The sequence below is a fragment of the Sphingobium sp. HDIP04 genome (assembly GCF_000445085.1).
GTDB classification, from domain to species: Bacteria; Pseudomonadota; Alphaproteobacteria; order Sphingomonadales; family Sphingomonadaceae; genus Sphingobium; species Sphingobium indicum.
The window spans coordinates 1-16,009 of record NZ_ATDO01000117.1; the positions used below are offsets into that span (position 1 = coordinate 1).

Here is a 16,009-nt window from a genome sequence, read left to right on the forward strand (position 1 = left end):
CGCCGGAAAAACCCAAGCCCGCCGCCGCCGCGCCGGCCAAGGCGTCGCAAAAGCCCGCGGTCAGGCCGAAGCCCAATGCCCCTGCCCGCGCTTCGGGTCAGGGCAAGGCGGAAAAGCCCAAGGGATCGTTGCTGGGCAAGGATTTCCTGAAAGGCATCGATACCGAGGCCGACGCGCCGCGCAAGCCCGCGCCGCCGCCCGCCGCCGCCATGGGACCGGCGCAGAAGGCCGCGCTGGACCGTTTGATCGGCGATCAGATATATCGATATTTGAACCTTCCATCCGGCGCGGACGTGGAATTGCTGGTGGCGTTTCTCGACGTCAAGCTGGACCGCAATGGCCGCGTGATCGGAACGCCTGAGGTCATCGACGTCCAGGGCATCAATGCCAGCAATCGGCCCCAGGTCTCGATCTACAAGGAACGCGCGGTTCAAGCGGTGTTGCGGGCGTCCCCGTTCAAGGGGCTGCCGACTGAATATTATGAACAATGGAAGTGGCTCAGCCCACTGCGAGTCTATGCGAGGAAGGCACGATGAACAGCTTGAAGCTCTGGCTTAAGGGGAATCGTGCTCCTGCGAAGGCAGGAGCCCAGTTCGGAGTTCGGGACTGGGCTCCTGCCTTCGCAGGAGCACGGGGGAGGATGATCCGGTCGCGCCGCTTGCGGGGCCTCGCCTCGCTCGCGGCTGGGCTTCTTCTGGGAGCGACCCCCGCTCTGGCCCAATTGTCGGTCGACGTGACCGGGGACATCGACAGCAGCCTCAAGATCGTGGTTCCCGCGCTGCCTGCGCAGGCGGAGGTTTCCACGCCCGCCGGTTCCTCGACCGAACTGGGGCGCAAGATCGCGGAGGTGATCGCCGCCGACCTCAAGGGGTCGGGCCTGTTCGATCCTTCCGGGCCGAACGGCATCCCGACCATCGCCTTTCCCGAAGTCACCAATCCCGCCTATGACAAATGGGGCGCCTATCAGGCGCTGGTGCAGGGTTTCGTGCGCACCACGGGGGGAGAGGCGGACATCACCGTCGGCTGCTATCTCTACGACGTGGCGTTGAAGCAGGAACTGACGCGGCAGGGCTATGTCGTCGCGCCCCGCGACTGGCGGCGGGCCGCGCATAAATGCGCCGACGCCATCTATGCGCGGCTGTCGGGCGAAAGCCCCTTCTTCGACAGCCGCATCGCCTATATCGCGGAGAGCGGACCCAAGGGGAACCGCACCAAGCGCCTGGCGATCATGGATTCGGACGGCGCCAATCACCGCTTCATCACCAACGGCCAGTCGATCGCGCTGACGCCGCGCTTCTCGCCCGATTACAAGTCGATCGTCTATGTGAGCTACCTGAACAACCGGGTGCGCATCTATGTCTACGACATCGGCACGGGCAAGCAGCGGCTGGTGACGGAGAGCAGCAATGCGACCTTCGCGCCGCGCTGGTCGCCCGACGGGCGCAACATCCTCTTTTCCATGGCCATCGCGGGCAATACCGACATCTATCGGGTATCGTCCGGCGGCGGCGCGCCGCAACGCCTGACCACCGCGCCGGGCATCGACGTCGGCGGCAGCTATTCGCCGGACGGCCGCCAGATCGTCTTCGAAAGCGACCGTTCGGGCAGCCAGCAAATCTATGTGATGAACGCCGACGGTTCGGGCCAGCGCCGGATCAGCCATGGCGGCGGCCGCTATGCGACGCCGGAATGGAGCCCGCGCGGCGACCTGATCGCCTTCACCAAGATTTCCGGCGACTTCAAGATCGCGGTGATGACCCCCAGCGGCGACAATGAGCGCATCCTGACCAATGGCTGGCAGGACGAACAGCCGAGCTGGTCGCCCAATGGCCGCGTGCTGCAATATTTCCGCACCACGCCGGGCCGGGAGGGCAGCAGCCAGGTGTGGCAGGTCGACCTGACCGGCGTGAACGAACGGCGCATACCGACGCCGCTCAGCGGTTCGGACCCGGCCTGGGGTCCGCTGCTACCTTAATCTGCATCAGATCGGAACCGAAACGTCCTGACTGCGTAACGACTTTAGACCCTGTGTTGAGGAGCAACCCGATGAAACTTTCCCGTCCCTTGCTGATGGCGACCGCCATCGTGGCTCTTGCCGCCTGCTCGAAGAAGCCGCCGCAGGAACTGCCGCCCGCGCCCGGCGGCGATGCTTCCGCGCAGACCGGCGGGCCGGCCACGCCCACCGGCCCGGTCAAGGGCAGCCAGGAGGATTTCGTCGCTTCGGTCTCTTCGGACCGCATCCTGTTCGACACCGACCAATATGATGTCGACGCGCAGGACCAGCAGATATTGCAGAGCCAGGCCGCCTGGTTGCAGCAGAACCCCAATGTCCGCGTGACCATCGAAGGGCATGCCGACGAACGCGGCACCCGCGACTACAACATCGCGCTGGGCGAGCGCCGGGCCAATGCGGCGAAGAACTATCTCGCTTCGCTGGGCATCGACGCGGGCCGCATCACCACCGTCAGCTATGGCAAGGAACGCCCGGCGGCGCTGGGTTCGGACGAGGCCGCCTGGGCGCAGAACCGGCGCGCGGTGACGGTCACCGTCCAATATTGATCCTGTGAAGCATTGGGGTCGCGCCAGCTTCATGACCCGCCGGTCCCTGGGATCGGCGGGTTTTCTTTTTTTGGGGGAAGCGCGACATGCTCCTGCGCAGGCGGGAGTCCAGTTTCAACGTCGAACTGGGTTCCTGCCTGCGCAGGAACACGGCTCGACTCAGGACCAGCCGCCGCCAAGCGCGAGGAAGATCGCGATCTGGTCCTGCACCAATTGCACCCGCGCCGCCGCCGCCGAAGCCTCCGCATTGGCGAGCGAGCGTTGCGCGTCCAGCAGGGACAGGAAATCACCCCGTCCGAAGCGGAACAGCTTGCCCGCCTGCGCCGCCGAGACGCCCGCGCTGTCCCGCGCCCGGTCCAGCGCCGCCGTCTGGTCGGCATGGCGGCGGTAGCTTTCCAGCGCGGTCTCGGTCTGGCGCAATGCCTCCAGCACCGTTCCATCGAAGCGGGCGAGATCGGCCTGCACCTGCGCGTCGGCCTGCGCGATCCGCGCCCTGACGACCGGGCGGTTGGGGAAGCTCCAGCTCAGCAGCGGCCCCAGGCTCATGCCGAAGCTGGTGCCCGAACCCGCGCTCCTGAGCGGTCCGGCGAGGCCCAGCGATCCGCCGATGCCGATCTGCGGATAGAGGTCAGCCGTCGCCACGCCGACGCGGGCGGTGTCGGCGGCGATGCCGCGTTCCGCCTGCCGGATGTCGGGCCGCCGCCGGATCAGCGCCGCGCCGTCGCCCACGGGCAGGGCCGCGTGCAGCATCGGCAGGGTTGCGCAATCCTCCACGTCCTTCGGATAATCCGCCGGGGCGCGGCCCAGCAAGGTCGCCAGCAGATACAGGCCGCCCTGCCGCTGCGCCGCGAAGGCGGGCAGACCGGCCTCGCTGGCGTCGACCGCCGCCTGCGCCCGGCTGACGTCGAAGGCGGTGCCGCGACCGCCCTTGAACAGCCGCTGGGTGGCGTTGAGAGTTTCCCTTTGCAGCGCCACGACGCGGCGGTTGACGGCCAGCGAATAATTGGCGGCGCAGACCTGCGCATAGGCCCTGGCCGTCGCCGCCGCGACGCTGACGCGCACATAGTCGCGCGCGGCCGCCACGGCTTCGACATCGGCGGCGCTCGCCTCTATGGCGCGCCTGATCCGGCCGTTGAGGTCAAGCGGATAGGAGGCGGAAAGGCCCAGATCATAGCCGACCACGCCCGGCAGGCTCTCCGCCGTGCCGGAGGGCCGGGCCAGGGTGGCTCCGCCGCTGACGGTGGTGCCGACGGTCCGCCCGGCCTCCGCCTCGCGCAGCACGGCCTGCGCCGCGCTGAGGTTGGCGTCGGCCACGCGCAGGTCGGTGTTGGCGGCGAGCGCCTGTTCGACCAGCGCGTCCAGACGGGGATCGTCATAGAGCCGCCACCAATGGTCGGGCAGTTCGGCATTGCTGAAGCGGGCGTCCTGCGCCGACAGGAAAGCGCCCTGCGCGGCGGGGGCGGTTGCGGCGGACTTTTCCGGGGGGCGGTAGTCCGGGCCTGCCGTGGCGCAGGCGGCCAGCGCGAGGGCCATCAGGGGTGTCCATATCTTTGTCCTGCGCCTGCTTGCTTGGGGTGAAGGCTGGCGGCTTCCCAAGAAAGGAAAGGGCTTCGACAAGCTCAGCCCGAACGGGGAGAAGGTGCCAGAAGGCAGGAGGTTACGCATGGCGGCACTGTTCCGGCTTTGCGTTCTTCCGCGCCGGTTCGATGGTCACGGTGGCGGTGCGACCGGCGATCAGCTTCACCTCCGCCGGTATGTGGGTCAGCTTCACCCGCACCGGAATGCGCTGGGCCAGGCGCACCCAGGAGAAGGTCGGCTCCACTGTCGGCAGCAGATTGCCCGAATCCGAACGGCTGCTGTCGTTGATGCCATAGGCGATGCTGTCGACCCGCCCGTGCAGATCCTGCGCCTCGCCCATCAGCCGGACCGTCACCGGCGCGCCGATGCAGACCAGCGGCAGCTTGGTTTCCTCGAAATAGCCCTCGACGCGCAGGCTGTCGCGGTCGACCAGCGCCATGGCCTGCTGCCCCGCGGCGACGAAATCGCCCGGATGCAGGTCCAGGTTCGTGACCACGCCGTTGACCGAAGCCACCACCTGCGTCCGTTTCAGGTTGAGGGCGGCGGCGTCCCGCGCGCTCATCGCCTCGGCCAGCGCGGCCTGCGCCGTGGCGACGCGGGCGACATTCTGCTCATGCGCTTCCTTGGCCACCAGATCGCCCAGGGCGACGTCGCGGGTCGCCTCCCGCCGGGCCTGGCCCAATGTCGCCTTGGCGCTGGCGATCCGCGCCTCCGCCTGCTCCACCGCCAGCGCATAGCGGGGCCGGTCGATCACGAACAGCAGGTCGCCCGCCTTCACCGCCTGATTGTCGTGCACGGCGACGGACGTCACCAGCCCGCCAATGTCGGGCGTCACCCGCACCACATCGGCGCGCACCCGCCCGTCGCGGGTCCAGGGGCTGCGCTCATAATGATTCCACATCCATATGGCCGCCAGCAGGGCGGCGATGACGATGACGATGGTGGCGGCGCTGCGGCCCAGCGTGGCGGCCAATGTTGAAAAGGGGCGGTTCATAGGCGGATTCCAAGGGTGGGGACGAGGATGGCGAGCGCGCCCAGCATCAGCACGAAGATGCTGAGGTCGACCGCCGCCCGATAGGCGAGGAAACGGTAGAGGCCGAAGGCGCCGATCAGCCGGGTCACCCCCCAGCTCAGGATCAGCGCGACCAGCGCCAACAATAAAAGCGTCGGCACATAGACGCCGCCCAGGGCGATTTCTCCGGTCATGCAGCGGCCCTCCGATAGCCTTCGCTCTCCGGGAACAGGTTGCGGCGCAGGCTGACCAGCGCGAGGATCGCCTGCCGCCGGATCGCGGCGCTGGGATTGCGGGACAGGTCGCCGATCGCATGGTCGATGTCGGCGAGCAGGGCCGGGCGGGCGGGTGCCGGCGCGTCCGCGTCCAGCCCGCGATAATGCGCGCCCACCCCGGTCAGCACATCGGCCAGCGGCGCGGCTTCATCGGCGGGCAGGTCCAGCCGCAATTGCCGCAACTCGCCGATGGCGACCCCGGTCCGCAGGTCGCGCAGCGCATCGTAGAGCGGTTGCCCGCTGTCCGACCGGGTCGCCGCCAGACGGGGAGCGAGCAGGGCGATGCGGTCCAGCATGCGGTTGATCCAGCCGCGCACGTCGGGCGGCGTCATCAGCGTGGCGCGATTGGCGATGTCGTTCCAGCCCGCCCGTACCGTGCGCCGGATCGCCCGCTCGACGCCCGCCGACTGCAACAGCCCGGCCATGACGATGGCGAACCAGAGGCCGACCAACTGCGCCACCGTGCCGTTGGCATAGGCGGCGAAGGCGTCCCGGTAACGGTCCGACAGCAGCACCGGGCTACCCAGCCCCAGCAATGTCGGCAGGGCGATGCCCATCCAGCGGGGCGACGCCATCATCGTGCCCAGCAGCAGCAGCACCGGCGCATAGGCCGCCGCCAGCATGGCGAACCCGTCCAGGCGCGGCATGATGACATAACCGTAGACCGCGCCGATCAGCGAAGCGGCGATGGTGCCGATCATGAAGCCCTTGAGCGGGGCCAGCGGATTGTCCGACCCGGCGAACAGGGAAAGGAACACGCCCGCCAGCATCACCGCCGTACCGCCGTCCCTCCACCCGCTGCCGATCCACAGGGCGCAACCCAATGCGATGGTGACGAAGGCGCCGAAGGCGCCGCGCGCCGCCCCGGCATGATCCCTGTGCAGTTCGCGGTTGCGCCGCCCCTCCAGCAATTCGCCGACGCGGGGACTCACCGCCTCGCGCCGGTGCGTCACCATCTGGTCGTAGAGGTCGCGGCAGTCGCGATGCGCCGCGATCAGCGTGGCCAGCCGGGCGAACAGGCTGAGGCGCATCATCTCCGCCCAGCCCATCTCCTCCCGCGCCGCGGGCTCCAGCGCGGCGCAGCGGGCGATCAGCGCGTCCGCCTCCGCCGTGCGCGCGGCGATATCCTCGCCAGGGTCGACGATCCAGGCGCGGATGTCGGCGATCAGCTTCCGGACGGGCGGCGGCACCTTGCCGCCGCTGGCCGCCTTCAGCATCGCCAGACGGTCCTCCACCGCCGCGCCCAGCGGCAGCAGCAGCGAAAGCTGGTCCTGCATCGCCCGCACCGTGCGCACGCGGGGGGCCAGGCGGCTGATGTCGAAGGGCAGGTGCACCGACATCTGGTGCAGTTCGGTGATATCCTGCGCCAGGCGGCGGCGTTCCTGCGCCAGCCCCTCCACCGGCTCCAGCGCGATGGCGTCATGGGACCAGCGTTCGGCGTCGCGCAGCATCGCCTGCACCCGCGCCAGCAGCAGGTCGGTGATGGAGCCGGGGAAGACGACGCCGTGGACCAGGCTGCCGCACAGGATGCCCAGGGTGATTTCCTGCACGCGCAGCGTGGCCACGGTGAAGATGGCCTGGGGCGTGTCGACGTCGGGAAAGACGATCAGGCAGGCGCTGTAGCCCGCCAGCACGAACATATAGGATCGCGGCGTCCGGTCGAGCAGAGAGATATAGACGCAGGCCGCCACCCATGAGGCCATGGCCAGCGACAGCAGTTCGGGAGAATTGACCAATGGCGGCACGACGGCGACCGAAAAGACCGCGCCGGTCAGCGTGCCGATGGTGCGGAACACCGCCTTGGAAATCACCGCGCCCGCCAGCGGCTGGGCGACGATATAGCTGGTGAGGAAGGCCCAATAGGGCCGCTCCAGCCCGATGCTGAGCGCCGCATAGAGCGCCAGCATCGCCGCCGCGAAACATTTGAGGGAGAAGAGCGCGGCCGGCCAGCCGATGCGCTCGCCAAAGGCCTTCATGTCAGCACTGCCCCCGCCGCTCGGCCATGCGCCGTTCCAGCAGGCCCAACAGGTTGACGAGGATTTCGATGGCGGTGTCGGGCACGCCCTCCAGCAGTTCGCGCCGCAAATTGGCCAGCCGGGCCTCGATCTGGCCCACCAGTTCCTTCCCCTCCGGCGTGAAGGCGATGCGGTTCGAGCGGCGGTCGTCGGGATTGGGCACGCGCTCGACAAGGCCCGCCGCCTGCAACTGGTCCAGCGTCCGCACCAGCGAGGGCTGGGCGATGCCCAGTTCCTCCGCCAGGTCGGCCTGCCGCGCATCCGGACCGAGCCGGTCGAGATAGATGAGGCACCAGCCCGCGCTGTTGGATACGCCGAATTCCGCCAGCGCCAGATCGGCCAGCTGCCGCCACTGGCGGGATACCTGGGGCAGCTTGTGCGCGAGGATGCGCTTGAGTTCAGATCGGGACATCTTTCTTAGATAGCTAACTAATATTATGCGTCAAGGGATATTGTTATTCCTCCCCATCGGGAGATGGGGAGGGGTACCAGCCGGAGGCTGGTGGAGGGGAATGGGGCACGACCTTCGAATTTCCCCTCCACCACTCGCTTCGCGAGCGGTCCCCCTCCCCACGCTGCGCGTAGGGAGGAATAGGAAGGGGGCGGGGTACTTCTGTTCCCCGCCCCCTTCCTGTCACCATCGAATCGTTAGGCCCGGCGCGTGCCGGAAAAGCCCGCCGCGCCGAAGGCGCCGAGCTGCATCGTGCCGGTGATGCTGTCGCCGCTCACTTCCGCCTCGCATTCCAGCGTCATCGGCATGGGGATGGTCATGTTCATCTTCCAGACCAGCCTGTTGCCGTCGACCTTGCCGTCCGCCACGTCGAGCGAACCCATCATGCCCGCGAAGGTGCCGTGGAAACTGTCCCCGGAACTGATGACGGTCAGCACGCCGTTCTGGTCGCCCATCGGGGTCTTCGCCACGCAATCATAGGCGCCGTCCACTGCTGCCATAGCACTTCTCCTTTACGTAACCGTCAATCGGCCAATGTGCCCATTTCCACCGGCAGGCCGACCGCGTCAAGCTGCGGCTTCACCAGTTTCGCGTCGCCCACCACCACCCAGATCAGCCGGGCGGGATCGATCGCCTCCCGCGCCGCCTTGTCCAGGTCCGCCGCCGTCATCGCCCGGTAGACGCCCGGAAGCGTCTCATAATAATCGTCCGGCCGCCCCAGCATCCGGTTGCGCATCATCGCGGCCAGCAGGTCGGACGAGGTTTCGAAGCTGCCCGGCAGCGACAATATCTGGCTGTTGATCGTCTGGTTGCGTTCCGCCTCGGTCGTGCCCTTGGCGGTCAGGAAGTCGCCGATATCCTTGCGCGCCGCGATAATGGACTCGCCGGTCTTGTCGGTCTGCACCGGGGCATAGACCAGCAGCGGGATCGTTTCCTTGACGCCCGGCAGCGCGCTGCCCGCATAATAGGCCCAGCCCTTCGTCTCCCGCAGGTCCATGATCAGGCGGGAAGTGGAACTGCCGCCCAGCACTTCGTTGGCGGTCAGCAGCGTCACCGGATTGTCGGTGCCCGCCTTGTTGGTGAGCAGGCCGGCGAGGATCATCGACTGCGGGCTTTGCGGCTTGTCGACCAGGATGATGCGGGAGGGCCGCATCATGCGGTCCATGCGGAAGAGCTTTGCGCCCTTCGCTGCCTTGGGCGCCTTCCAGTCGCCGAACCGCTTTTCCAGCAGCGGCATCACGTCGGCCAGCGTCGTGTCGCCGGTGACGAAGATGGTCGCATTGTCGGGCCGCAGCCATGTGTCGTGGAAGGCGACCAGATCGGCCCGCGTCACTGCCTTGACGCCGCTTTCCGTGCCCGAGCCGGTGAAGGGAATGCCGTAGGGATGCGACTGCCCATAGAGAAGCGGCGGCAGCAGGCGCTGCGCGATGGGCATGGGTTCGGTCTTTTCCGCCGCGATGCGGGTCAGCACCTGGCCGCGCAGGCGTTCGACCTCCGCCGGGGCGAAGGCGGGGTTGCGGATCACGTCGGCCAGCAGGCCGAGCGAGGCGTCCAGATTGGGCTTCAGCGCATAGAGGCCGACATTGGTGGCGTCCATGCCGTTGCCCGCGCTGATCGAGGCGCCCAGCCGTTCCTGCTCCTCCGCGATCTGGATGGAGCTGCGCGTGGTCGTGCCCTCGTCCAGCAGCGCGGCGGTCAACCCGGCCGTGCCCAGCTTCGCCTTGTCGTCGGCGGCGTTGCCCGCGTCGAAGGATACGGACACCCGCACCACCGGCACCGTGGCGCGGCGGGCGAAGACGATGGGGATGCCGTTTTTGAGCTTCGCATGCTCGACCGTGGGGAATTCCAGATCCTTGACCGGCTCTATGCCCGGTTCGGCGACCTTGGTCGGCGGCGGCGGGGTGGCGGCCACGGGAGCGGGCTTCTTGGGATCGCGGAAATAGGCGGGACGATGGGTGGCGTTGCCCGCCAGCGCATTATCCTCCGCCGAACGCTCGCCGGGCGCGACGGTCAGGCGGAACACCGGCCGCGACAGCCATTTGCGGGCCGCCTCGCTCACCGATTGCGGCGTCGCGGCGGCATAGGCGGCCAGATCCTTCTTATATTTGGCCGGATCGTTGGAATAGACCGCTCCCTCGGCCAGCGTCACCGCCTTGCCGCTGAAACCGCCCACCTTCTCCAGCCCGCCGATGGTGCCGGAAAGCTGCGCCGTCGCGGCGCGCTGCACCTCGTCCGCCGTGGGCCCCTTGGCGAGATAGTCGGCCAGAAGCTGGTCCAGCCGCCTGCCCACCGCCGCCGCGTCCTGCCCCGGCTTCACGTCCACCGTGATCTCCGCGATGGAGAGTTTCTCGAAGGGCTGGATGCTGGCCTTGGCGGCCACGGCGACCTTCTCCCCCCGCACCAATATATTGTCGAGCCGCGACGACCCCAGCCCGCCGAACACCGACATGGCGAGATCGAGCTGGGTCAGATCGTCCGAATTCACCCCCGGCACGATCCAGTTGCGGTAGAGCCGGGTGGCGGCGACATTGTCGTGCATCACCTTCTCGACATCCTTGTCGAGGGTGGGCACGGTCGCGTCGACATCCTGGGGTGCGGGACCGGCGGGGATAGCGCCGAACCATTTTTCGACCTTCGCCTTCGCGGTCGGCACGTCTATGTCGCCCGCCAGCACCAGCACGGCGTTGTTGGGGCCGTAATGGGTTTTGAACCATGTCTGCACGTCGGCCAGGCTGGCGGCGTTCAGGTCCGCCATCGACCCGATGGTGGAGTGGCGATAGGGATGCCCCTCCGGCAGCATCGCGGCCAGTTGCGCATATTCAACGAGACCATAGGGCTCATTCTCGCCCATGCGCTTTTCATTCTGGACGACGCCGCGCTGGGTATCGAGCTTGGTTTGCGTGACGGCGCCCAGCAGATGGCCCATGCGGTCGGATTCCAGGAACAGCGCCCGGTCCAGCGCGCCGGTCGGCACCGTTTCGAAATAATTGGTGCGGTCGAACCAGGTCGTGCCGTTCCAGTCGGTGGCGCCAATGTCCTCCAGCCGCCCGAAGAAAGGCCCGTCCGCATTTTCGGAGCCATAGAACATGAGGTGCTCGAACAGATGGGCGAAGCCGGTCCTGCCCGCCGGTTCGAAGCGGGAGCCGACATGATACCAGATCGACACGCCGACCACGGGCGCCTTGCGGTCGGTGTGGACGATGACGCGCAGGCCGTTCTTCAGCGTGAATTGTTCATAGGGGATGTCCACCGCCGACACGAGGCTGGAGAGCGGCGCAGGCGCGGCCGCGCTGGCCGCCCTGGGCGCGGCGAGGGCCTGCATCGTGGGCGCCAGCGCGAGCGAGGACAGGCCGAGCATCAGGGCCAAGCGACGGGAATGGGGGGAGAAGGTCATGAGCGCCTCATGATGGTCATGGATCGGCAGGCAGCATAGCGGGGCGTTTTAGCCGTGCAATACGCATGTGGGAGAGATGCCTCATCCTCCCGTCGTCATGCTGAACTTGTTTCAGCATCCATCAAGCCTCCTGGACCTGAGCGAGAGGCGAAATGGATGCTGAAACAAGTTCAGCATGACGGTTAAAGGCTAGAGGTCGCTGGACAGACGAAACCAGCGCGCTAGGCTCCTCTTTCAACCATAGAGATTCTCGCACCCGATGCGCCTTCCTTCCTTCGCCTTCGCTTCCACCCTCGCCCTTGTCCTCGCCACCCCCGGCCTCGCCTTGGCCGAACCCTCACCTGCCATCACCGGGGAAGCGATCCGCGCAGACATCGGCTTCCTGGCCGACGACCTGCTGGAGGGGCGCGACGCGGGCACGCGGGGCTATGACATCGCCGCCCGCTATGTCGCCGCGCGGTTCGAGACCTTGGGCCTGCGGCAGGCCGTGCAGGATAGCTGGTACCAGCCCGTGACGCTGGCCGTCGCCCAACTCGACAAGGCCTCCGCCCCCGCGATGACCATCGGCGGCAGGCGCTTCGCCAATGGCGATGACGTCGCGATCGCCGCCTTCGGCCGCGAGCCGAAGCAGAGCATCGAGGCGCAGGCGGTGTTCGTCGGCTATGGCCTGAAATCGGACCGGGAGAAGATAAACGACTATGCCGGGCTGGACCTGAAGGGCAAGTTCGCGGTCGCGCTGTCCGGCTCGCCGGTCGGCATGCCGAGCGAGATCGGCGCGCATCTGGCCGCCGAAAAGTCGCTGGCGGCGCAGCAGGCCGGAGCCATCGGCCTGATCACCATTCCCACCACCAGCTATCTCAATCGCACCCCATGGGAGAAGGTGCGCGACCGGGCGCAGCATCCGACGGTGAGCTGGCTGGACAAGGACGGGCAGCCCTATGTCCGCACCCCCGCCATTCGCGGCACCGGCACGGTGAACGGGGCGGCCGCCGACGCGCTGTTCGCCGGATCGGGCAAGACCGTCGCCGCGATCCGCGCCCAGGCGGAGAAGAAGGGCGCCCGGCCCAGGGGCTTCGCGCTGAAGCCCGTCGTCCGCATCGACCGCGCCAGCAGCGTGGAGACCGCGCCCAGCCGCAACGTGCTGGCGGTGCTGCCCGGTTCCGACCCGGCGCTTTCGCATGAATATGTGCTGCTGATGGCGCATCTCGACCATCTGGGCGTCAGGGAAAGCGCCAAGGGACCGGACAAGGTCTATAATGGCGCGATGGACAATGCGTCGGGCGTGGCGACCATGCTGGCGGTGGCCAAGGCTTTTGCGGAAAGCGGGGAGCGGCCGAAACGATCCATCCTGTTCGCGGCGGTGACGGCGGAAGAAGACGGGCTGTTGGGGTCGCAATTTCTGGCGAGGAACCCGGTCCTGCCGGCCGGCGGCAAGCTGGTCGGCGTGGTCAATCTCGACATGCCGATCCTGACCTATGATTTTCAGGACGTGATCGCTTTCGGGGCCGATCATTCGACCCTGGGGCCTATCGTCGAGAAGGCGGCGAAGGCCGAGGGCGTTTCGCTCTCGCCCGATCCTCTGCCCGCCGAGGGGCTGTTCACCCGGTCCGACCATTATCGCTTCGTGCAGGAGGGGGTGCCCGCCGTGTTCCTGATGACCGGGTTCGCCGGGCCGGGGAAAGAGGCGTTCGAACATTTCCTGAAGACCGACTATCACCAGCCGTCGGACCAGATGAGCCTGCCCTTCCATTGGGAAGCGGCGGCCAAGTTCGCCAAGGTGAACTATGCCATCGCCCGCGAGATCGCGGACGAGCCGCAGGCGCCGCTCTGGTACAAGGGCGATTTTTTCGGGGACGCCTTCGCGCCGGATGCGCCCAAGGCGGTGAAGCGGTAGGAACGGGATAAGCTCTCATCCGTTCGGGCTGGGCGTAGCAAGGGCTTCGACAAGCTCAGCCCCGCCCCTTCGACTTCGCTCAGGGTGAACGGAGGAGCGCCCTAGGGATATTTGCGTAGGGCCTCTTGTGTTGCTTTTATGCAACATTACATCATGACCAGCTTCACGAAGGGCCAAATTGCAAGAGAGGACTCTGATGAACCTCGAAAAATTCACTGACCGCGCCAAGGGTTTCCTCCAGTCGGCGCAGACCGTCGCGATCCGGATGAGCCACCAGCGCATCGGGCCGGAGCATCTGTTGAAGGCGTTGCTGGAGGACCAGCAGGGCATGGCGTCCGGGCTGATCAAGGCGGCGGGCGGCGATGCGAGCGTGGCGCTGCGCGAAACCGATGCAGCGCTGGCCAGAGTGCCCGTGGTGTCGGGCAGCGGGGCGCAGCAGACGCCGGGGCTGGACAATGACGCGGTGCGGGTGCTGGATTCCGCCGAGCAGATCGCGGCCAAGGCGGGGGACAGCTTCGTCACGGTCGAGCGGCTGTTGCTGGCGCTGACCCTGGCCACCACCACGGCGGCGGGCAAGGCCTTGGCGGCCGCCGGGGTGAAGGCGGAGGGGCTGAACGCCGCGATCAACGCTCTGCGCGGCGGGCGCACGGCCGACACGGCGGGGGCGGAGGATCGGTACGACGCGCTCAAGAAATTCGCCCGCGACCTGACCGAAGCGGCGCGGGCGGGCAAGCTGGACCCCGTCATCGGCCGCGACGAGGAAATCCGGCGGACGATCCAGATATTGGCGCGGCGGACCAAGAATAATCCCGTGCTGATCGGCGATCCCGGCGTCGGCAAGACCGCCATCGCCGAAGGGCTGGCGCTGCGCATCGCCAATGGCGACGTGCCCGATACGCTGAAGGACCGGACGCTGATGGCGCTCGACATGGGGTCGCTGATCGCGGGGGCCAAATATCGCGGCGAGTTCGAGGAGCGGCTGAAGGGCGTTCTGGACGAGGTGAAGGGCGCGGAGGGGCAAATCGTCCTCTTCATCGACGAGATGCACACGCTGATCGGCGCGGGCAAGTCCGAGGGCGCGATGGACGCGGGCAATCTGTTGAAGCCTGCCTTGGCGCGCGGCGAACTGCATTGCATCGGCGCGACGACGCTCGACGAATATCGCAAATATGTGGAGAAAGACCCGGCCTTGCAGCGGCGGTTCCAGCCGGTCTTCGTGGGCGAGCCGACGGTGGAGGACACCATCTCCATCCTGCGGGGCCTGAAGGAGAAATATGAACTGCACCATGGCGTGCGGATCACCGACGGCGCGATCGTGTCGGCGGCGACCCTCTCCAACCGCTACATCACCGACCGTTTCCTGCCGGACAAGGCCATCGACCTGATGGACGAAGCGGCGTCGCGGCTGCGCATGGAGGTGGAGAGCAAGCCGGAGGAGATCGAGACGCTCGACCGGCGAATCATCCAGCTCAAGATCGAGCGGGAGGCGCTGAAGAAGGAGACGGACAAGGCTTCGCAGGATCGCCTGGCGGCGCTGGAGGAAGACCTGGCTAATCTGGAGCAGCAGTCGGCCGAACTTACCCAACGCTGGCAGGCGGAGAAGGACAAGATCGCCGGCGAGAGCAAGCTGAAGGAACAGTTGGACGCCGCGAGGGTCGAACTGGATCAGGCGCAGCGGGCAGGCGACCTCGCCAAGGCGGGGGAACTGGCTTACGGGCGCATTCCCGAACTGGAGCGCAAGCTGGAAGAGGCGCAGAACGTCACCCAGGGCGCGATGCTGCGCGAGGAAGTGACGCCGGAGGACATTGCTTCGGTGGTCAGCCGCTGGACCGGCATTCCCGTCGATAAGATGATGGAAGGCGAGCGGGAGAAGCTGCTCGCCATGGAAGCGGAACTGGGCAAGCGCGTGATCGGGCAGGCGGAGGCGGTGAAGGCCGTGTCGACCGCCGTGCGCCGGTCGCGGGCAGGCTTGCAGGACCCGAACCGGCCGCTGGGGTCTTTCCTGTTCCTGGGGCCGACGGGCGTGGGCAAGACGGAGTTGACCAAGGCGCTGGCCGGATTCCTGTTCGACGACGACAGCGCGATGGTGCGCATCGACATGAGCGAGTTCATGGAGAAGCATTCGGTCGCCCGGCTGATCGGCGCGCCTCCGGGCTATGTCGGTTATGAGGAAGGCGGCGTGCTGACCGAGGCGGTGCGGCGGCGGCCCTATCAGGTCGTGCTGTTCGATGAGGTGGAGAAGGCGCATGGCGACGTGTTCAATGTGCTGTTGCAGGTGCTGGACGATGGCCGCCTTACCGATGGACAGGGGCGGACGGTGGACTTCACCAACACGATCATCGTGCTGACGTCGAACCTGGGCAGCCAGTTCATCGCCTCGCTGGCCGATGACGAGCCGGTAGAGAAGGTCGAGGATCAGGTGATGGACATCGTCCGGGCGCATTTCCGGCCGGAATTCCTGAACCGGCTGGACGAGGTGATCCTGTTCCACCGCCTGGGCGCGAGCCATATGGCGCCGATCGTCGACATCCAGGTGGCGCGGATCGGCAAGCTGTTGAAGGACCGCAAGGTGACGCTGGACCTGACCGACGGGGCGCGGGCGTGGCTGGGGCGGGTCGGTTACGATCCGGTCTATGGCGCGAGGCCGTTGAAGCGGGCGGTGCAGCGCTATCTGCAGGATCCGCTGGCGGATTTGATACTGCGCGGCGAGGTGCCGGATGGGGCCACGGTGAGGGTGGATGAGGGGGATGGAGGGTTGAAGTTGAGTTTGGAGTGATCGTCCTCAACTTGGACCGGATAGGCCAAAAAAAGGGCGCTTCCTGATGGAAGCG

Annotated in this window: 11 protein-coding genes and 1 pseudogene; 5 read left to right on the forward strand and 7 right to left on the reverse strand. The window is 67.1% G+C overall.

Annotation, left to right across the window (positions count from 1 at the left end):
* The 3 genes and pseudogenes from L286_RS41930 to pal form a co-directional block, all read left to right on the forward strand.
* Positions 1-536: pseudogene (locus L286_RS41930) on the forward strand (cell envelope biogenesis protein TolA); the annotation flags it as partial.
* A gap of 104 nt (positions 537-640) precedes the next feature.
* Entirely contained in the window at positions 641-1,975 is a 1,335-nt protein-coding gene (gene tolB / locus L286_RS41935; RefSeq protein ID WP_020817539.1) for a Tol-Pal system beta propeller repeat protein TolB, read from the forward strand.
* Between the two features lie 71 nt (positions 1,976-2,046).
* A complete protein-coding gene (gene pal, locus L286_RS41940) occupies positions 2,047-2,559 on the forward strand; it encodes a peptidoglycan-associated lipoprotein Pal (protein WP_020817538.1) in 513 nt (170 codons plus the stop codon).
* A 159-nt stretch (positions 2,560-2,718) separates the two neighbouring features.
* Here pal and L286_RS41945 read toward each other — a convergent pair whose 3' ends face one another.
* The 7 genes from L286_RS41945 to L286_RS41975 all read right to left on the reverse strand — a co-directional run bounded on the left by L286_RS41945 (position 2,719) and on the right by L286_RS41975 (position 11,284).
* On the reverse strand, positions 2,719-4,092 hold the full coding sequence (locus L286_RS41945; protein WP_021223894.1) for an efflux transporter outer membrane subunit: 1,374 nt from the start codon (positions 4,090-4,092) through the stop codon (positions 2,719-2,721).
* A gap of 124 nt (positions 4,093-4,216) precedes the next feature.
* Positions 4,217-5,131 carry an efflux RND transporter periplasmic adaptor subunit gene (locus L286_RS41950; protein ID WP_020817536.1) on the reverse strand — a complete coding sequence of 305 codons (915 nt, stop codon included), beginning with the start codon at positions 5,129-5,131 and terminating at the stop codon, positions 4,217-4,219.
* Complete coding sequence (locus L286_RS41955) at positions 5,128-5,343, reverse strand: DUF1656 domain-containing protein (RefSeq protein ID WP_020817535.1); 216 nt, start codon at positions 5,341-5,343, stop codon at positions 5,128-5,130. The genes L286_RS41950 and L286_RS41955 overlap by 4 nt, the downstream gene beginning before the upstream one ends.
* Positions 5,340-7,400: an FUSC family protein gene (locus L286_RS41960; protein WP_020817534.1), complete on the reverse strand. Its 2,061-nt coding sequence runs from the start codon at positions 7,398-7,400 to the stop codon at positions 5,340-5,342. The genes L286_RS41955 and L286_RS41960 overlap by 4 nt, the downstream gene beginning before the upstream one ends.
* 1 nt (position 7,401) lies before the next feature.
* Positions 7,402-7,851 (reverse strand): MarR family winged helix-turn-helix transcriptional regulator, encoded by a 450-nt coding sequence (locus L286_RS41965; RefSeq protein ID WP_020817533.1) that lies wholly within the window; start codon positions 7,849-7,851, stop codon positions 7,402-7,404.
* Positions 7,852-8,087: 236 nt separating this feature from the next.
* Positions 8,088-8,390, reverse strand: coding sequence for a hypothetical protein (locus L286_RS41970; protein WP_007689527.1), 303 nt, complete (start codon positions 8,388-8,390; stop codon positions 8,088-8,090).
* Between the two features lie 23 nt (positions 8,391-8,413).
* Positions 8,414-11,284 carry a M16 family metallopeptidase gene (locus tag L286_RS41975; RefSeq protein ID WP_020817532.1) on the reverse strand — a complete coding sequence of 957 codons (2,871 nt, stop codon included), beginning with the start codon at positions 11,282-11,284 and terminating at the stop codon, positions 8,414-8,416.
* Between the two features lie 259 nt (positions 11,285-11,543).
* On the opposite strand from L286_RS41975, the gene L286_RS41980 reads away from it, so the two are divergent.
* A complete protein-coding gene (locus tag L286_RS41980) occupies positions 11,544-13,178 on the forward strand; it encodes a M28 family metallopeptidase (RefSeq protein WP_020817531.1) in 1,635 nt (544 codons plus the stop codon).
* Between the two features lie 196 nt (positions 13,179-13,374).
* The gene (gene clpB / locus L286_RS41985) at positions 13,375-15,954 is read left to right on the forward strand and encodes an ATP-dependent chaperone ClpB (protein WP_020817530.1); all 2,580 of its coding nucleotides are present in this window, start codon (positions 13,375-13,377) and stop codon (positions 15,952-15,954) included.
* Positions 15,955-16,009 lie beyond the last annotated feature (55 nt).